18 protein-coding genes and 1 tRNA gene are annotated in these 17768 nt (G+C 68.9%); 9 read left to right on the top strand and 10 right to left on the bottom strand.

Features of this window, described 5'->3' with window-relative positions:
* The first annotated feature begins 27 nt into the window (after window positions 1-27).
* Window positions 28-1365, top strand: a complete 1338-nt coding sequence (locus tag BLQ14_RS01380) for an ammonium transporter (protein WP_092497430.1) — start codon at window positions 28-30, stop codon at window positions 1363-1365.
* Between the two features lie 74 nt (window positions 1366-1439).
* On the opposite strand, the gene BLQ14_RS01375 is transcribed toward BLQ14_RS01380, so the two are convergent.
* The 5 genes from BLQ14_RS01375 to dapA all read right to left on the bottom strand — a co-directional run bounded on the left by BLQ14_RS01375 (window position 1440) and on the right by dapA (window position 5348).
* Window positions 1440-1829: a rhodanese-like domain-containing protein gene (locus BLQ14_RS01375; protein ID WP_092497428.1), complete on the bottom strand. Its 390-nt coding sequence runs from the start codon at window positions 1827-1829 to the stop codon at window positions 1440-1442.
* Window positions 1830-1839: 10 nt separating this feature from the next.
* Complete coding sequence (locus BLQ14_RS01370) at window positions 1840-3024, bottom strand: amino acid aminotransferase (RefSeq protein WP_092497426.1); 1185 nt, start codon at window positions 3022-3024, stop codon at window positions 1840-1842.
* Window positions 3024-3878 carry a 3-mercaptopyruvate sulfurtransferase gene (gene sseA / locus BLQ14_RS01365; RefSeq protein ID WP_092497424.1) on the bottom strand — a complete coding sequence of 285 codons (855 nt, stop codon included), beginning with the start codon at window positions 3876-3878 and terminating at the stop codon, window positions 3024-3026. Before sseA ends, BLQ14_RS01370 begins: the two co-directional genes overlap by 1 nt.
* Before the next feature lie 73 nt (window positions 3879-3951).
* Window positions 3952-4428 (bottom strand): SsrA-binding protein SmpB, encoded by a 477-nt coding sequence (gene smpB, locus BLQ14_RS01360; protein WP_092497422.1) that lies wholly within the window; start codon window positions 4426-4428, stop codon window positions 3952-3954.
* Between the two features lie 44 nt (window positions 4429-4472).
* Window positions 4473-5348: a 4-hydroxy-tetrahydrodipicolinate synthase gene (dapA, locus tag BLQ14_RS01355; RefSeq protein WP_092497420.1), complete on the bottom strand. Its 876-nt coding sequence runs from the start codon at window positions 5346-5348 to the stop codon at window positions 4473-4475.
* A 161-nt stretch (window positions 5349-5509) separates the two neighbouring features.
* On the opposite strand from dapA, the gene BLQ14_RS01350 reads away from it, so the two are divergent.
* On the top strand, window positions 5510-7465 hold the full coding sequence (locus BLQ14_RS01350; protein WP_092497418.1) for a lytic transglycosylase domain-containing protein: 1956 nt from the start codon (window positions 5510-5512) through the stop codon (window positions 7463-7465).
* Here BLQ14_RS01350 and BLQ14_RS01345 read toward each other — a convergent pair.
* Together BLQ14_RS01345 and mnmC2 are read right to left on the bottom strand one after the other, a co-directional pair.
* Complete coding sequence (locus tag BLQ14_RS01345; RefSeq protein WP_092497416.1) at window positions 7440-8375, bottom strand: DMT family transporter; 936 nt, start codon at window positions 8373-8375, stop codon at window positions 7440-7442. The genes BLQ14_RS01350 and BLQ14_RS01345 overlap by 26 nt on opposite strands.
* Entirely contained in the window at window positions 8372-9091 is a 720-nt protein-coding gene (gene mnmC2, locus BLQ14_RS01340) for a tRNA (5-methylaminomethyl-2-thiouridine)(34)-methyltransferase MnmC2 (protein WP_092497414.1), read from the bottom strand. Before mnmC2 ends, BLQ14_RS01345 begins: the two co-directional genes overlap by 4 nt.
* 30 nt (window positions 9092-9121) lie before the next feature.
* Between mnmC2 and BLQ14_RS01335 the strand changes: the two genes are divergently transcribed.
* On the top strand, window positions 9122-10162 hold the full coding sequence (locus BLQ14_RS01335) for an NAD(P)/FAD-dependent oxidoreductase (RefSeq protein ID WP_245656803.1): 1041 nt from the start codon (window positions 9122-9124) through the stop codon (window positions 10160-10162).
* A gap of 21 nt (window positions 10163-10183) precedes the next feature.
* Here the strand turns inward: BLQ14_RS01335 and BLQ14_RS01330 are convergent, their stop codons facing one another.
* The 3 genes from BLQ14_RS01330 to BLQ14_RS01320 form a co-directional block, all read right to left on the bottom strand.
* Window positions 10184-10543, bottom strand: a complete 360-nt coding sequence (locus tag BLQ14_RS01330) for a hypothetical protein (RefSeq protein ID WP_143004450.1) — start codon at window positions 10541-10543, stop codon at window positions 10184-10186.
* A gap of 121 nt (window positions 10544-10664) precedes the next feature.
* Window positions 10665-11483 (bottom strand): HTD2 family dehydratase, encoded by an 819-nt coding sequence (locus BLQ14_RS01325; protein WP_092497410.1) that lies wholly within the window; start codon window positions 11481-11483, stop codon window positions 10665-10667.
* Between the two features lie 41 nt (window positions 11484-11524).
* Complete coding sequence (locus BLQ14_RS01320; protein ID WP_092497408.1) at window positions 11525-12085, bottom strand: NADPH-dependent FMN reductase; 561 nt, start codon at window positions 12083-12085, stop codon at window positions 11525-11527.
* A gap of 152 nt (window positions 12086-12237) precedes the next feature.
* Between BLQ14_RS01320 and BLQ14_RS01315 the strand changes: the two genes are divergently transcribed.
* From BLQ14_RS01315 to phnE (BLQ14_RS01290), 6 genes are all read left to right on the top strand, one after another.
* Window positions 12238-13881, top strand: coding sequence for a thiamine pyrophosphate-binding protein (locus BLQ14_RS01315; protein ID WP_092497406.1), 1644 nt, complete (start codon window positions 12238-12240; stop codon window positions 13879-13881).
* A 43-nt stretch (window positions 13882-13924) separates the two neighbouring features.
* A tRNA-Ser gene (locus BLQ14_RS01310) sits at window positions 13925-14014 on the top strand.
* Window positions 14015-14259: 245 nt separating this feature from the next.
* Window positions 14260-15210: a phosphate/phosphite/phosphonate ABC transporter substrate-binding protein gene (gene phnD, locus BLQ14_RS01305; RefSeq protein ID WP_092497404.1), complete on the top strand. Its 951-nt coding sequence runs from the start codon at window positions 14260-14262 to the stop codon at window positions 15208-15210.
* 68 nt (window positions 15211-15278) lie between these two features.
* A complete protein-coding gene (gene phnC / locus BLQ14_RS01300; RefSeq protein ID WP_092497402.1) occupies window positions 15279-16100 on the top strand; it encodes a phosphonate ABC transporter ATP-binding protein in 822 nt (273 codons plus the stop codon).
* Window positions 16097-16903 carry a phosphonate ABC transporter, permease protein PhnE gene (gene phnE, locus BLQ14_RS01295; RefSeq protein ID WP_092497400.1) on the top strand — a complete coding sequence of 269 codons (807 nt, stop codon included), beginning with the start codon at window positions 16097-16099 and terminating at the stop codon, window positions 16901-16903. Before phnC ends, phnE (BLQ14_RS01295) begins: the two co-directional genes overlap by 4 nt.
* A complete protein-coding gene (gene phnE, locus BLQ14_RS01290) occupies window positions 16900-17712 on the top strand; it encodes a phosphonate ABC transporter, permease protein PhnE (protein WP_092497398.1) in 813 nt (270 codons plus the stop codon). The genes phnE (BLQ14_RS01295) and phnE (BLQ14_RS01290) overlap by 4 nt, the downstream gene beginning before the upstream one ends.
* The last annotated feature ends 56 nt before the right edge of the window (window positions 17713-17768 follow it).

The following is a 17768-nucleotide window of genomic DNA, read 5'->3' as shown; positions in this document are numbered from 1 at the left end:
TGGACAGAGCGGAAAGGACCGAAAGTCATGAAAGCAGGACGTATTGCGCTGACCGCCGCCGCGCTCGCGCTCATGCCGGCGCTGGGGCTCGCCCAGGAGGTGGACAACACCCCGCCGTTGGAAGAGATCGGCTACATCTTCACCACCTTCATGTTCCTCGTCACCGGCGTTCTGGTGATGTGGATGGCCGCCGGCTTCACCATGCTCGAGGCCGGCCTCGTGCGCCAGAAGAACACCACCATGCAGCTGATGAAGAACGTGGCGCTCTTCTCGATTGCCGCGATCATGTACTACCTCGTCGGCTACAACCTGATGTATCCCGGTGACGGCTGGCTGATTCCCGGCGTGCTCGGGGCCATCTCGCCCGCCGTGCTCGAGCCCGTGGGCCTTGCCGACACCGAAACCGACCTGACCTACGCCTCGGTCGGCTCGGATTTCTTCTTTCAGCTGATGTTCTGTGCGACCACCGCCTCGATCGTGTCGGGCGCGCTGGCCGAGCGGATCAAGCTCTGGCCGTTCCTGATCTTCGTGGTCGTCCTGACGGCACTGATCTACCCGATCCAGGCGTCGTGGAAATGGGGCGGCGGCTTCCTCGCCCCGGGTGACGGCAGCGTGACCGACTTCCTCGACTTCGCCGGCTCCACCGTGGTGCATTCCACCGGCGGCTGGGCGGCGCTTGCAGGCGCGCTCATCCTTGGTCCGCGGCTCGGCAAGTACAAGGACGGCAAGGTGCACCCGTTCCCGGGCGCCAACCTGCCGCTCGCCACGCTTGGCACCTTCATCCTGTGGATGGGCTGGTTCGGCTTCAACGGCGGCTCGCAGCTCTACATGGACACCGCCGCCAATGTCGCCGACATCTCGCGCATCCTTGCCAACACCAATGCCGCCGCGGCCGGTGGCGCGGTCGCCGCGCTGATCCTCACGCAGCTCATGTTCGGCAAGCCCGACTTGACCATGGTGCTCAACGGCGCGCTGGCCGGGCTCGTGTCGATCACCGCCGAGCCGCTGACGCCCTCGCTCGGCGCGGCAACGCTGATCGGTGCCGTCGGCGGTGTGATCGTGGTCTTCGCCGTGCCCTTCCTCGACAGGCTGAAGATCGACGACGTCGTCGGCGCGATCCCGGTGCACCTCTTCGCCGGCATCTGGGGCACGCTCGCGGTGGTGCTGACCAACCCCGATGCCTCGCTCTTCGCCCAGATCAAGGGCATCGTCGTGGTCGGCATCTTCGTCTTCGTGGTCTCGGGGGCGCTCTGGCTGATCCTCAAGGCTGTCATGGGCATCCGGGTTGACGCGGAGACGGAGGAACGCGGCCTCGACACCGCCGAGCTCGGCATGGAGGCCTATCCCGAGTTCCACGCCGCCTGAGCCGGCGCGAAAGGCGAGACGCGAAAGGCCCGGCGCGGGGTGCGCCGGGCCTAATTGTGTTCTGCCAATGCGCCTCAGCTCGTTCGCCTTGCTTCCACCTTCTTCGGCGCGCCGGTGGCCATGTCGGTGCCGATGTAGGGAAGGCCGGCTTCCTTCCATGCCGCGAAGCCGCCCTTCATGTGGGCCACCCGCGCGATTCCCGCCTCGAGACAGCGCCGCGCCACACGCCCCGAGCGCACCCCCGAGCCGCAGTAGAAGACAAGCCGCTTCCCCTGTTGGGAAGGCAGCGCCTCGGGCCGAAAGAAGGACATCGGGAAAAGCAGCGCGCCCTCGATGTGCTCGAACATATATTCCTGTGGCGTGCGCACGTCGATGAGCGCCACCTCGCCGCGCTGGAACGCCTCCCAGACTTCCTGCGGCGTCCAGGTCTCCAGAACGCGGCCGTCGATGGTTTCGGTTTCCATGCGCCTCTCCTCACACGCCCGCGTCGATGATCGCCGCGGCGAGCTTGGGCACCGCCGCCTCGGTCAGCCCGGCGATGTTGATGCGGCTGTCGCCGACCATGTAGATGCCGTGTTTCTCACGCATCAGCTCCACCTGCTCGGGGCTGGCGCCGATGAGGCTGAACATGCCGCGGTGCTGGGCGATGAAGCCGAAGCGGTCGGAGCCCGACAGCCGCCGCAGCTCCGCGGCCAGCGCCTCGCGGATGCGCAGCATGCCAAGCCGCATTTCCTCAAGTTCCGCCTGCCAGTCGGCACGCAGCGCCGCATCGTTCAGAATCATCGTCACCAGACGCGCGCCGTGATCGGGCGGGAAGGAGAAGTTCTGCCGGTTCAGAAACGCAAGGTTGCCCTGCACCACGGGCTTGCGCGCGGCATTCTCCGCCACCGCCATGAGGATGCCGGTGCGCTCGCGATAGATGCCGAAGTTCTTCGAGCAGCTCGCGGCAATGATCGTCTCGGGCAGGCGCGCGGCGATCAGGCGCGTGCCGGCGGCATCCTCCTCCAGCCCGTCGCCGAAACCCTGATAGGCGATGTCGATGAAGGGGGTGGCGCCGGTCTTCTCCAGAAGCGCGGCCACCTCCTGCCACTGCGGCAGGGTGAGATTGGCGCCGGTGGGGTTGTGGCAGCAGCCGTGCAAGAGCACCACATCGCCCGGCTTCGCCTGCGCCAGATCGGCCATCATGCCCTCGAAATCGACCCCGCGCGCGGCGGCGTCGAAATAGCGATACTCCCGCATCGGCATGCCGAGATAGCGGATGATCGAGGGGTGATTGGGCCAGGTGGGCGCCGAGAGCCAGATCGTGGCGCCGGGCGAAGCCAGACGGATCAGCTCAAGCCCCTGCCGGATCGCCCCCGTGCCGCCCGGCGTGGCGGCGGCCGCGACGCGCCCCGCCTCCACCGCATCGCCGAGCACGAGCCCGCGCATCGCCTCTGCGAAGGCCGGGTCGCCCGCAAGCCCCGTGTAGGCCTTGGTCTCCTCGGTCTCCCACAGCGTCTTCTCGGCAGCTTTCACCGCGCGCATGATCGGCGTGACGCCTTGCGCGTTGCGATAGACGCCCACGCCGAGGTCGATCTTCTCCGCGCGCGGATCGGCGCGGAACATCTCCATCAGCGCAAGGATCTTGTCCTTGGGCTGCTCCTGCAGGTTCTCCAGCATCAGTCCTCTCCCGTGGCGACCTTCAGGTCGCCGTAGCTGCCCCACTCGGCCCACGAGCCGTCATAGACGGCGTGACGGTCATGGCCGATGATCTCAAGCGCCAGATCGAGAATGGCCGCCGTCACCCCCGAGCCGCAGGTGGAGATGATCGGCTTTGACAGGTCCACCCCCGCCGCCTCGAACTCCGCGCGCAGCTCCTCGGGTTCCTTCATGGTGCCGTCGGGGTTGAGAAGCCGCGCGTAGTGGAGGTTCTTCGAGCCGGGGATGTGCCCCGCGCGCAGGCCGGGGCGCGGCTCGGGCGCCTCGCCGCGGAAGCGCTGCGGGCTGCGGGCATCGACGATCTCGTGATCGCCGAGCTTGGAGGCGGCGGCGACCTGGGTCACGTCCTTCACGAGCTGGTTCTGCACCCGCGCGGTGATGTGCCGGTCGCGCATCACCGGCGGCATGTCCTCCACCGGCCGGCCCTCGGCCTGCCATTTCGGGAAACCGCCGTCGAGCACGGCGACATCCTCCTTGCCCATCAGCCGGAACAGCCACCAGACCCGCGGGGCGGAGAAGATGCCGGCGCCGTCATAGACCACCACCTGATGGCCGTCGCCAATACCCATGGCGCGCATGCGGGCGACGAACTTCTCCGGCGGCGGCGCCATGTGCGGCAGCGGCGAGCGCAGATCGGCAATCTCGTCGATGTCGAAGAAGCGCGCGCCGGGAATGTGTGCCGCCTCGTATTCGGCCCGCGGATCGCGGCCCTGATCGGGCAGATACCACGAGGCATCGATCACGCGCAGGTCGGGGTCATCGAGATGCGCGGCGAGCCACTCGGTGGAAACCAGCGTTTTCGGGTCGTCTTTCATGGGCGCCCCCTGCGTGTCGGGTCAGCTGCGGGTTACGCTCAAGCCCGCCGGCTTGCAAGCGGACAGCGCCAACTCAGCCCCGCTCGCGCAAAAGCCGCTGTTTCTGGCGGTCCCAGTCGCGCTTCGCCTCGGTCTCGCGCTTGTCGTGCAGCTTCCTGCCGCGCGCGATGCCGAGCTTGAGCTTGGCGATTCCCTTGTGATTGAAATAGAGCACCAGCGGCACCAGCGTCATGCCCTTGCGGCGGGTGGCGTCCCACAGCCGGGCAATCTCCTTCTTCTTCGCCAGAAGCTTGCGGCGCCGCCGCTCCTCATGGCCGAAGGTCTTCGCCTGCTCGTAGGGGCCGATGTAGGAGTTGACGAGCCACAGCTCGCCGTCCTCCACCGTGGCATAGGACTCGGCGATGTTGGCCTTGCCCTCGCGCAGCGACTTCACCTCGGAGCCCTGCAGCGCGATGCCGACCTCGAGATCGTCCTCGATGGCATAGTCATGCCGCGCGCGCCGGTTCTCGGCGACGACCTTGTAGTTGGGGTTGTCCTTCGGCTTGGCCATGGCCCGCGCCTATAGGACAGAGCGGCGCCGAGGGAAAGCCGCCCTCAGTGCAGAATGCCCGCATGCACCATCGCCGCGCGGATCTCGGCCTTGGTCGCCTCGGTGAGACCGACGAGCGGCAAGCGCACCTCCTCCGAGCAGCGTCCGAGAAGCGAGAGCGCATATTTCGCCCCCACAAGCCCCGGCTCGAGGAAGATCGCCCGGTGCAGGGGATAGAGCCTGTCCTGATACTCAAGCGCGCGCGCATAGTCGCCGGCAAGCGTCGCTTCCTGAAACTCGGCGCAAAGCCGCGGCGCGACATTGGCGGTGACCGAGATGCACCCCACCCCGCCATGGGCATTGAAGGCGAGCGCGGTGGCATCCTCGCCCGAGAGCTGCACGAACTCCGGCCCGCAAAGCCGGCGCTGCTCGGAGACGCGGGCGATGTCGCCGGTGGCATCCTTCACGCCGATGATGCGCGGCAGCTTCGCGAGCTCCGCCATCGTCTCGGGCTTCATGTCGATCACCGAGCGGCCGGGGATGTTGTAGATGATGATGGGCAGGTTGCAGCAGTCATGCAGCGCCCGGTAATGGGCGATCAGCCCGGCCTGGGTGGGCTTGTTGTAATAGGGCGTGACCACCAGCGCGGCATCGGCGCCCACCTTCTCGGCATGGCGGATCAGGCGTACCGATTCGGCGGTGTTGTTGGAGCCCGCCCCGGCGATCACCGGCCGCCGGCCGGAGGCAAAGCGCACCACCGCCTCGACAACCTGCTCGTGCTCCTCATGGCTGAGCGTCGGGCTCTCGCCGGTGGTGCCCACGGGCACGAACCCGTGCGAGCCCTCCTCGATGTGCCACTCCACCAGCGCCTCGAGCGCGGCGAAATCGACCTTGCCCTCGGAAAACGGCGTCACCAGCGCCGGAATCGAGCCCCTGAACATCTCCACGCCTCTTCGCTGTCTCATGCCGCCGCGCCGCGCTGCGGCCCGATCTCGGCGGAACCTAGCCGGGGCACGCGGCCTTGCCAAGCGCGTGCGTTGCAACGCCGCGCCGCCGCGCTACCCTTGTTTCGCGCCAGCCGGAGGAAGAAGAGGTTCACCCCGTGCAGCTACCGCGCATCGCGTCCTTGCCCGCTCTCATTCTCGCCTTCTGCATGTCAATGTCGGCGACGGCCCAGACCGGCGGAGCGCCGGGCAAGGCGCTGGCCGAGGCCTTTTCGCTGGCCGAGGCAGGCGCATGGGACGCCGCCGAGCAGCGCGCGGCAGACGACGGGCGCGTTGCCCGCGACCTCATCCGCTGGACGCGCCTGCGCGCGGCCGAGGGCGAGTTTGCCCAGTATGTCGATTTCGTCACCCGCAACTCCCACTGGCCCGGCCTGAAGCTCATGCGGCGGCAGGGCGAGGCGCTCATTCCCGAAGACGCCGCGCCGGAGGACGTGCTGCGCTATTTCGGCACCGAACCACCGCAGACCGGGACCGGCGCGCTCAGGCTCATCGACGCCTATCGCCGCCTCGGCCGGATCGGGGACGCAGAAGCCGAAGCCGTACGCGCCTGGCTCAGCCTGCCGATGACCGCGGAGGAGGAATCCGCATTTCTGGCTCGCCATGGCCGCTGGCTCGAGGCGCATCACCGCGCCCGGATGGACGCCCTCCTGTGGGAAGGCGAAACCGAAGCCGCCGAACGGCTGCTTCCGCTCGTGCCTGAAGACTGGCAGGCACTGGCCCGCGCCCGCATCGCGCTGCGGCGCGACGCCCAGGGTGTGGATGCCCTCATCGAGGCCGTGCCGCCAGCGCTTCGCGATCACCCCGGCCTCGCCTACGAGCGCTTCGAGTGGCGCACCCGGCGGGGGCGGGACGAATCGGCCATCGCGCTCTTGCTGGAGCAGAGCCGGCGGCCCGCCGGCCTTGGGCAGGCCGAGCGCTGGGCGCCGCGCAGGGCCGTCTATGCCCGCCTGAAGATGCGCGCGGGAGCCGCGGAAACCGCCTACGAGCTTGCCGCCGGCCACGGCCTGCATGATGGCGACAGCCTTGCCGATCTCGAGTGGCTCGCGGGCTACATCGCCCTGACATATCTGGACGATCCGGCGCTGGCGCGTGAGCATTTCCGCACCTTTCGCAATACGGTCTGGACACCGATCAGTCTGGGCCGGGCCGGCTACTGGCTCGGGCGGGCCGAGGAGGCGCTTGGAAACCGCGATGCCGCCGAGGCCGCCTACCGCTTTGCCGCTGGCTACCAGACGAGCTTTTACGGGCTTCTCGCGGCCGAAAGGCTCGGCCTGTCGATCGATCCTGCCATCGTGTCGCCGCCGCCGGCGGCCGACTGGCGCGGAATGGCCTTTGCCGCGGACGACTCCGCCGTCGCCGCCCGGCTCCTGCTCGCGGCAGGGCGCAGGCTCAGAGCCGGGCAGTTCATCTCGCATCTGGCCGAGACCGTGCCGGAGCAGGAATTCCGCAGCTTCGTCGCCATGCTGCGGGAGATGGGCGACCCCTGGCTCGTGGTCGTCGCCGGCAAGATGGCAGCGCAACGCGGCCTCGTTGTGCCCGAAGCCTATTTTGCCGAGATCGATCTCCAGCTCGAGGACGCGCCGGTGCCGCTGGAGCTCGCGCTGGCCATCGCGAGGCGCGAGAGCGAGTTCAACGAGGCGGTGGTCAGCCCCGCCGGCGCGCGGGGGCTGATGCAGCTGATGCCCGGGACGGCACGCATGATGGCCGACCGTCTCGGCGAGGCGTATGACCTTTCCGCCCTCACCTCGGACCCGGCCTACAACGCCCGGCTCGGCACGGCATATCTTCGGCAGCTGATCGAGGAATTCGGTCAGGCCGTCACTCTGGTCTCGGCCGGCTACAACGCCGGGCCGGGCCGCCCGCGCCAGTGGATCGAGCGCTTCGGCGACCCGCGCGCGGACGAGATCGACCCGGTGGACTGGATCGAGCACATCCCCTTCACCGAGACCCGCAACTACGTGATGCGCGTGGCCGAGGCGATGGTCGTCTACCGCGCGCGTCGGGCCGGCACGCCGCAGCCCATCCGCCTTACCGACCTGTTGAAGGGGCGCTGAGCCTGCGCGCCCGGCGCCGCTCCCGCCACAGGGTGAAGAGTCCCGCGCCAACCACGATCGCGGCGCCGATCGCGACGTTCGGCTCCAGCGTCTCGCCGAAGACGGTGAGCCCGACGGCCGAGGCGAAGACCAGCTGGAAGTAGGCGAACGGCTGCACGGCACTGGCCTCGGCAAGCTCGTAGCACTTGATCAGCGTGTAGTGCCCGGCCGCGCCGGAGACGCAGAGCGCGGCCATCCAGCCCCAGTCGCCCAGGCTCATCGGCTCCCAGAACCACAGCCCCGGCCCGGTCATCACGATCGCGCCCACAACGCCCGTCCAGAAAAAGCTGGTGGCCGCGGAATCGCGCCGCGCGGCATAGCGGGTAAGAAGGGAGTAGAGCGCAAACATCAGCGCCGAGATCAGCGGCACCACCGCGGCGGGGGAAAAGACGCGCATTCCCGGCTGAAGGATGATGAGGACCCCGACGAAGCCAACCCCGATCGCCACCCAGCGGCGCCAGCCAACCCGCTCACCGAGAATCGGCCCCGACAGGGCGGCCACGAGCAAGGGGTAGGCGGCGAAGACGGCGTGGCTCTCGACAAGGCCGAGCAGCACGAAGGCCAGAACCATCACGCAGATCTCGCCGGCAAGCAGGAAACCGCGGAACGCCTGCAGGAAGGGCTGGGTGGTGGCCGCCGCCCGCCTCAGCCCGCCGGCCCGGCGCGCCGCGATGACGGTGACGAAGGCGGCAAAGAACCAGTAGCGGATCATCACCACCATCAGCACGTTGTATTCGCTCGCAAGGTGGCGCGAGATCCCATCCTGCATCGCGAAGATGAAGGTGGTCAGCACCATCAGCGCGATGCCGGCGCGGCTGTCGGCGGCGGCATCGCGGGCGGTGGCCCCGACGGACAGGCTCGTGGGCTTCATGCCCAGCCTCCCAGCCGGCCCACCGTCATGTGCCGCTTGCGCCCGAAGCCGGGCCGCCGTTCGACGGTGAAGCCCGCCTCCGCCAGCGCCCGGCGCACATGCCCCGCAGCGGTGTATGTGGCAAGGCTCGCCCCTGGCGCGGAATGCGCCGCCACCGCCTGCATCAGTTCCGGCCCCCAGAGCTCTGGGTTCCTGGCCGGGGCGAACCCGTCGAGATACCACGCATCCGCCCGGCCCGCCCAGCGCGGAAGCGTCCGGCGCGCATCGCCCACCACCAGCTCGAAGGCGAGATCTGCGGTTTCGAGCCGGCGCGCACCGCCTGCCAGCGCCTCAAGCACCGGCGCCATGATCTCGGTCGCCCCGGCAAAGCGCGAGAGGGCGCGCGCCATGTCCGCCGCGGGCAGCGGAAAGGCTTCGAAGCTGGTGAAGCGCAGCCGGCCCGGCACAGCCGCCGCGCGCCATGCCATCAGCGTGGCGGCGAGGTTGAGCCCGGTGCCGAAACCGAGCTCTGCCACATGGAATCCGGGGCGGAAGCGGGCGGGCAGATCGTTGCCGGCGAGAAACACGTGGCGCGTCTCGGCGAGCCCGTCGGCACGGGAGAAGTATGGGTCATCGAAGCGCGTCGAGACGGGCACGCCATCGGCCGTCCAACGCACATCCGCCGCTGTCTGGTTCTCGTTCACGTCAGGCTCTACTCTCTCGCGCGAGCCGCGCATGCCGCGCGACAATGATGAAGGAGCCGTGCCTTGGCAAGGATCGACGTGACGGTGATGGGCGCGGGCATCTTCGGCCTTGCCTGCGCCTGGGCCTGCGCGGCGCGCGGCGCGCGGGTGCGCGTGATCGACCCCAAGGGCGTGGCCGCTGGTGCTTCGGGCGGCGTCGTCGGCGCGCTCGCCCCGCACGCGCCGGAGCGCTGGACGCCGCTCAAGGCCTTCCAGTTCGACTGCCTCATCGCCGGGGAAGGCTTCTGGGCGGAGGTCGAGGCAGTCTCGGGCCTGTCTGCCGGCTATGCGCGGCTCGGGCGGATGCAGCCGCTGGCGGACGACGCGGCGGTGGCGCGCGCGCAGGAGCGGGCAGAGGCGGCGGCGGCGCTCTGGCAGGGCAAGGCGCGCTGGCAGGTCGTGAAGGCGCCCGAGCGCGCAGGCTGGGCGCCGGTCTCGCCCACCGGGCTCGTGGTGTTCGACGATCTCTCGGCGCGGCTCTCCCCTGCCCGCGCCTGTGCGAGCCTTGCCGCCGCGATCACCGCGCTCGGCGGCGAGGTCGCGACCGAGGGCGCGCGGGAAGGGGCCGTGATCTGGGCCACCGGCGCGGCAGGGCTTGCGATGCTCTCGCAGGCGCTGGGCAGGTCGGTGGGCGCGGGGGTGAAGGGGCAGGCCGCGGTTCTCGGACATGACGCGCGCGACCATGCCCAGATCGCCGCGCCTGGCCTGCACATCGTCCCCCACGCCGACGGGACGGTCGCCGTGGGCTCGACCTCGGAGCGCGACTTTGCCGACCCTACGGCGACCGACGAACGCCTCGACGCCGTGATCGCGCGGGCGCGTGCGCTGGTGCCGGCGTTGCGCGACGCGCCGGTGATTCGCCGCTGGGCGGGCGTACGGCCGCGCGCGAGAAGCCGCATGCCGATGCTCGGACCCTGGCCCGGCCGGCCCGGCGAATTCGTCGCCAATGGCGGCTTCAAGATCGGCTTCGCGCTGGCGCCCGGCGTGGGGCGGCTGATGGCCGATCTGGTGCTCGAGGGGCACGACGCGATCGCGGCGGAATTCCGCGTCGAGGCGAACCTGTGAACGGCAGACGTCCGCCTTGCCTCACCGCCCGGCGATGATCCGGCCGGAGGCCGCATCGACATGCGGCTTGCCAAGCCGTGCCACCATCTCGGCCAGCCCGTAGCCGAGAAACCGGCAGGTGCAGAGCGCCACACCCGTCACCGCATGCACGAGGCTCAGTCGGTCGTCGCGGAATTCCAGCCGGAAGCCCTTGGCGGCGAGCCGTTCGCCGAGCGCCTCCCAGCTCGTGGCGGTTTCGAAGTCGCTCCCGAGGTGGCAGCGCAGATAAACGGCGGTCTCGCAATCCATGCGGCTCTCGGTGCCCGCGCGGTCGGCGTCGCTCCAGATCGGCCCTGGCGGCGGCATCTGCCCCCGCGCGGGCGAAATTGCCCGAATGCCCATCATCATTTGCCTCACAATGCTTTGCCGGTTCTCCCGGCTTTCCGTATCTGGAAACAATACCGGGCAAATCCGGCGCGCGCGGGTCACCTTCGTGCCGGAAGCGGGGCAAATGCGTGCCGGTTCAGGCTGCCGTGACGGCCTCGGCGGTCATGCACAGTCGCCCGTCAGGGCCGCGGGCCCAAAGCCCGCCATCCGCCGCGCGACAGAACGCGACCCTCTCGCCCGCGAACAACGGCGCCGTGGCGCGAAACCTGAAGGCGGCCAGCGGCCCGGCCTCGCGGCTGGCAAGATCGATCAGCATCTGCGCCAGCAGCGGCCCATGCACGACGAGGCCGGGGTAGCCCTCGACTTCGCGGCAGTAGTCAGCATCGTAGTGGATGCGGTGACCGTTGAAGGTCAGCGCCGAGTAGCGAAACAGCGTCACCGCGTCAAAGGCGCGCTCAATCCGTGTCACCTCATCCCTTGGTGCCTGCGGCGGCGGCGGGCCGGCACGCCGCGCCTGCACCGGCTCTCGATAGACGAGATCCTGCCATTCGACGAGGCACAGCCGCCCCTCCTGGCGGAATTCGTGGCGCAGGGTCACGAAGCCAAGCCGCCCGCTGCGCCCCTGCTTCTCGCTGACCGCCTCGAGCACCGAGATCCGCTCGGCCGGCGTGCCGAGAACAAGCGGATGATGAAACTCGAGCCGCCCGCCCGCCCACATGCGCTGCGGCAACCCGAGCTCGGGAATGAGCCCCTGCCCCACCCGCGGGTGGCCGTCGCGGCCGAGCGCCTCGGGCGGCTGCGGCGCCCAGAAGTGGATGTGGTGCCAGAAGGGGGGCAGCGCCTGCCCCTCGGCGGGCGGCGGGCCCATGCGCCCCAGCGTGGCATGCAGCGCCGCAGCGCGGGCCGGGTCCATCCGGTCGATGATGCGTTCTGCTCGTGGGCGTGTTCCGGTCATGGGGCCGGCAGCTTCGTTCGCATCCGGTTGCACGATGGACGTTACGCCGCCCGGCGCAGGAGATCCACCTCCGCCTTCAGCGCCTCCATCAGCGCGGCGAGGAGTTTCAGCGATTGCTCGTTGATGAGCCGTCCCTCGGCGTCGAACTGGTTGCGCCCGTTGGCGACGAACACCTCCGGCCCCGGCAGGAGCCTCGGGCGGAAGGGCAACAGGGCGAGACGGGTGATCATCTGCCCCCGCTCGCCGCCCGAACGCCCGGCGGCCGAGGACATCACCGCCACCGGCTTGCCGGCCCATGGGTTGGGGCTGGTGCGGCTGACCCAGTCGAGCGCATTCTTCAACACCCCCGAAATCGACTTGTTGTATTCGGGCGCGGCGACGATCACGGCATCCGCCTCGGCAATCTGCCGGGCAAGCCGCTGCACTGCTTCGGGGATGCCTTCGCTGTCCTCGAGGTCACCGTCGTAGAGAGGCAGGCGCAGATCGGCCTCGATGAAGCGCGCCGGCCCGTAGAGCCGCGCGGCCTCGCGCATCAGCATGGTGTTGGAGGAGCCTTTCCTCAGTGCCCCCGAAAGTCCCAGGAGAACGTCGCCTTCGGCCATCTTTCCTGCCTCGCCCAGTCGTTGCGGTTGTGCCGGGTTTACCGACTCGGGTGGCGAGGTCCAGCCCCTTGCCTTCCCGTTTGGCGGGCGCGTGCTTGCCATCCGCCGCGTCCGGTGAAATCGTCGCGGCGGGTAGCGCAGGAGAAAGGGCGATGACGCGCAGACACGGCGGGCTTGTTCTGGCCGAGATGCTGGCCGCACACGGGGTCGAGCGGGTGTTCTCGGTGCCGGGCGAGAGCTTTCTGGCCGCGCTCGACGGGCTCCATGAGCTCGGCATTCCCAACATCGTCTGCCGGCACGAGGGCGGCGCGGCGATGATGGCCGAGGCCACGGGCAAGCTGACCGGCCGGCCCGGCGTGGCCTTTGTCACCCGCGGACCGGGCGCCACGAACGCCTCGGCAGGCGTGCATGTGGCGCGGCAGGATTCCACGCCCATGATCGTCTTCGTCGGCCAGATCCCGCGCCGCCACCGCGACCGCGAGGCGTTTCAGGAGGTCGACTTCCGCGCCATGTTCGCGCCACTCGCGAAATGGGCCGCCGAGATCGACGACACCGACCGCATCCCCGAATACGTCATGCGCGCCTTCCACGTCGCCAGCTCCGGCCGCCCCGGCCCGGTGGTGCTCGCGCTGCCCGAAGACATGCTCTCGGCCGACTGCGCCGCGCCGCTCCTCGCGCCCACCGCGCCGGTCCGCCAGCCCTTCCCGCAGGACGCGGCCGAAGCAGTCGCCGCGGCGCTCGCCGAGGCCGAACGCCCGATCATCATCGCCGGCGGGCCGGGCTGGAGCCAGCGGGCGGCCGAGGATCTCGCCCGCTTCGCCGAGAGCTGGCGCGTGCCGGTCGCGGTGAGCTTCCGCCGCCAGGATCACATCGACAACGACAGCCCCGCCTACGCGGGCGATCTCGGCGTCGGCGCCAACCCGAAACTGGCCGAACGGCTGCGCGCGGCCGATTGCGTGCTGGCTCTTGGCACCCGGCTCGGCGACATCGTCACCGGCGGCTACCGGCTCATTGACCCGGCCGGGCCCGGCAAGCGCATCCTCCACATCCACCCCGACCCCGATCTGCCGGGCAGCGTGTTCCGCGCCGATCTCGCCATCGCCGCGCCGGCCGCCGAGGCGATCGCCGCCCTCGCCGCGCTCAACGCGCCGTCCCGCGACCCCGCATGGATGCGCGCCGCGCGCGCCGATTACGAGGCCTGGCAGGAGCCGCGCCGCACACCGGGGCGGGTGCGCATGGAGGAGGTCGTGGGCTGGCTGCGCAACAATCTCCCCGAGGACGCGATCCTGACCAACGGCGCCGGCAACTACGCGGCCTGGCTGCACCGCTACCACCGCTTCCGCCGCTACGGCACCCAGCTCGCGCCGACTTCGGGCAGCATGGGCTACGGCTTTCCGGCGGCCATCGCCGCGGCGCTGCATGACCCGGGGCGTCAGGTGGTCTGCCTTGCCGGCGACGGCTGTTTCCAGATGACGCTGAACGAGCTCTCCACCGCCCGCCAGCACGGCGCCGCGCCGATCGTGATTGTGGCCAACAACGGCCGCTACGGCACCATCCGCATGCATCAGGAGCGCCACTATCCCGGCCGCGTCTCGGGCACCGATCTGGCCAACCCCGATTTCGCCGCGCTCGCCCGCGCCTATGGCGGCCATGGCGAGGTGGTGGAGGACGACGCCGAGTTTCCCGCCGCCTTCGCCCGCGCCGCCGCCGCCGGCACGGTTGCCGTGATCGAGCTGCGCCTCGATGCGCGCGTTCTGTCGACCGCGGCCGACCTGCCGGACTTGAAAGGCGGCTGACACTTGCGCATATCGGGGGCGCGAGTCTAAAAGGACGCGCGACGGAGAGGTGGCCGAGTGGTCGAAGGCGCACGCCTGGAACGCGTGTAGGCGGGAAACCGCCTCCAGGGTTCGAATCCCTGTCTCTCCGCCACTGTCTCTACCGATACTCTTTTCCCGCACGCCTGCGAAACAGGATCTTCGGGAGTCCCAGGGGCTCCTGGATGCGATCATGCCTGGCCTGTCACCCGGCATTGACGACGAGCCGCAGGCTCGAGCCAGGCACGCCGCTTCCCGCGCTCAATGGAAAGGGATGTCACAAAACCTTTGTCGAACTGTCAGGAAAGCGTTTAGCCTGCCGTCTAGGAGGACAACGATGGCAGCTTCAGGGAGAAACAGATGAAGACGCTTTCCATTCTTGCCGCCGCAGCGCTTGCCGTGATGACATTGCCCGCGCAGGCGGAATTCAGGCTCGATCCGCGGTTTACCGACAAGGATGGCGATCTTGTCGCCGACATCCCCGAGGATCCGGCCCAGCAGATCGACCCCGGCACGCTCATCTTCGCCTACACCCCGGTCGAGGATCCGGCCGTGTACGCCGAAGTCTGGAAGGAGTTTCTCGATCACATGGCTGAGGTGACGGGCAAGAGAGTGCAGTTCTTCCCCGTCCAGTCGAACGCCGCCCAGATCGAGGCGATGCGGGCGGGCCGCCTGCACGTCGCGGGCTTCAACACCGGCTCGAACCCGCTTGCGGTCGCCTGCGCGGGTTTCCGGCCCTTTGCCATGATGGCCGCGGCCGATGGCAGCTTCGGCTACGAGATGGAGATCATCACCTATCCCGGCTCGGGCATCGAGAAGGTCGAGGACATCAAGGGCAAGCAGCTGGCCTTCACCTCGGAGACCTCGAATTCCGGCTTCAAGGCGCCCTCGGCAATTCTCAAGGCCGACTACGGCATGGAGCCCGGCCGCGACTTCGAGCCGGTGTTCTCGGGCAAGCATGACAACTCGATCCTGGGCGTGGCCAACCGGGATTACCCGGCCGCGGCGATTGCCAATTCCGTCAAGGCGCGGATGATCGAACGCGGCGTGATCAAGCCCGACCAGATCGTCACCATCTACACCTCGCAGACCTTCCCGACGACCGGCTACGGCGTGGTCTACAACCTCAAGCCCGAGCTGCAGGAGAAGATCAGGGAGGCCTTCTTCAGCTTCGACTGGGAAGGCACCAAGCTGCAGGAGGAATTCTCCAAGAGCGGCGAGGCGCAGTTCATCCCCATCACCTTCAAGGACGACTGGGCGGTGATCCGCAAGATCGACGAAGCCAACGGCGTCGAATACAACTGCAACTGAGCAGGCCACCGAGAGACCTGTCGCGGGCGGCCCACCACGGGCGGCCCGCATCTTCCATTGGAGGGGTGATGCTCAGAATCGAAAGCCTGTCGAAGACCTATCGCACCGGCGACACCGCGCTTTCCGACGTGTCGCTGGAGGTGCCCAAAGGCCAGATCCTCGGCCTGATCGGCCCGTCTGGCGCGGGCAAGTCCACACTGATCCGCTGCATCAACCGGCTGGTAGAGCCGACGGCCGGCGCGGTCTGGCTGGGCGATGTCAACCTGGTGACGCTGGGCAAGGCCGAGCTGCGCCGCCAGCGCCGCCGGATCGGCATGATCTTTCAGGAATACGCCCTGGTCGAGCGCCTGACGGTGATGGAAAACGTCCTGTCGGGGCGCCTGGGCTACGTGTCCTTCTGGCGCAGTTTCACGCGCCGTTTCCCGCCGCAGGACATCCAGCGCGCCTTTGCGCTGCTCGACCGGGTGGGCCTTCTCGACCATGCCGACAAGCGGGCCGATGCGCTGTCCGGCGGCCAGCGCCAGCGCGTCGGCATCGCGCGGGCGCTGGCGCAAGAACCCGAGCTGCTGCTGGTCGATGAGCCGACCGCCAGTCTGGACCCCAAGACCAGCCGCCAGATCATGCGGCTTCTGACCGAGATCTGCGCCGAACGCGGCCTGCCCGCCATCGTGAACATCCACGACGTGCCGCTGGCCCAGCAGTTCATGCAGCGCATCGTCGGCCTGCGCGCGGGCCGCATCGTCTTTGACGGACCACCCGAGGCGCTGACCCACGAGGTGCTGACCCGCATCTATGGCGAGGAGGATTGGAACGCCATGCGCCGCGGCGACGAGGAACAGGCCCGCGCCGAGGCCGAGGCGCGCGAGCGCATGGAGGCGCTGGCGCAATGACCCCATCCGCCTATCCCACCACATGGCGGCGCCCGCCGCAGATCATCCGCGACCGGCGCTGGCGCCTCGCGGTGCGGCTGGGCATCGTCGTCTATCTGGCGCTGGCGATCTCCACCGTCGAGGTGAACTGGGCGCGGGTCTACGAAGGTCTGGATCGCGGGTGGAACTTCGTGCTGGGCTTCCTGCGGCCCGATTTCTCCAGTCGCTGGAACGACATTGCACAGGGCCTGACCGAAAGCCTGACCATGACGCTGACCTCGACCGTCGTCGGGGTGGCGATCTCGGTCCCGATCGGGATCGGCGCGGCGCGCAACCTTGCCCCCCGCCCGGTCTATTACCTGTGCCGGGGCATCATCGCGGTCAGCCGCGCGCTGCAGGAGGTCATCGTGGCGATCTTTCTTGTCGCCATGTTCGGCTTCGGCCCCTTCGCGGGCTTCCTGACGCTCAGCTTTGCCACGATCGGCTTTCTGTCGAAGCTTCTGGCCGAGGATATCGAGGATATCGACGCCGGCCAGGTCGAGGCGATCCGGTCCACCGGCGCCAGCTGGGCGCAGGTCATCAACTATGCCGTCCAGCCGCAGGTCATGCCGCGGCTGACCGGGCTGTCGCTCTACCGGCTGGACATCAACTTTCGCGAAAGCGCGGTCATCGGCATCGTCGGCGCGGGCGGCATCGGGGCCACGCTGAACACCGCGATCGACCGCTATGAATATGACAGCGCCGGGGCGATCCTGCTGATCATCATCGCCATCGTCATGGTGGCCGAATACGGCTCCAGCCATCTGCGGAAATACCTGCAATGACCGAAATCACCCATCACTCCCAGGTCTGGTCCCATCGCACGCCCCGCACGCGCCTGTTCATGTGGGTCGGCTGGCTGGCGCTGGTGGCGCTGTTCGTCTGGTGCTGGCAGGTCATGACGCGCGACACGATCTGGTTCTTCGTCGCCGACGCGCCGCGCCAGGCCGCCGACATTGCAAGCCGGATGGTGCCGCCCCGATGGTCCTATCTGGGCGAGCTGTGGCGCCCGCTGTGGGACACGATCAACATCGCGACGCTGGGCACGATCGGCGGCGTTGTCATGGCCGTGCCGGTGGCCTTTCTGGCGGCGCGCAACACCACGCCTTCGGCCCGCTTTCTGCGCCCGCTGGCACTGTTCGTCATCGTGGCCTCGCGCTCGATCAACTCGCTGATCTGGGCTCTGCTTCTGGTGGCGATCATCGGGCCGGGGCTTCTGGCCGGGATCGTGGCGATCGCGCTGCGCTCGATCGGCTTCGTGGGCAAGCTGCTCTACGAGGCGATCGAGGAAACCGACCAGAGCCAGATCGAAGCCATCGAGGCCACCGGCGCCAGCCCCGCGCAGGTGCTGAACTACGGCATCGTGCCGCAGATCATGCCGGCCTTCTGGGGCATCACCGTTTTCCGGTGGGACATCAACATCCGCGAAAGCACGATCCTGGGGCTGGTCGGGGCGGGCGGCATCGGGCTGAAGCTGCAGGCCTCGCTGAACGTTCTGGCCTGGAGCCAGGTAACGGTCATCCTGCTCTTGATCCTTGCCACCGTGGTGGTCAGCGAATGGGTGTCGGCCCGGATGCGCCACGCGATCATCTGAGCCTGGGCTGAAAGGCAAGGCGCCCTCGCCCGGGATCCGGGGCGGGGGCGCCTCAG

The organism is Meinhardsimonia xiamenensis (genome assembly GCF_900102905.1).
GTDB classification, from domain to species: domain Bacteria; phylum Pseudomonadota; class Alphaproteobacteria; order Rhodobacterales; family Rhodobacteraceae; genus Meinhardsimonia; species Meinhardsimonia xiamenensis.
Note: the sequence above shows the minus strand (reverse complement) of the source record. Positions and strands in the feature narration are given on the sequence as shown.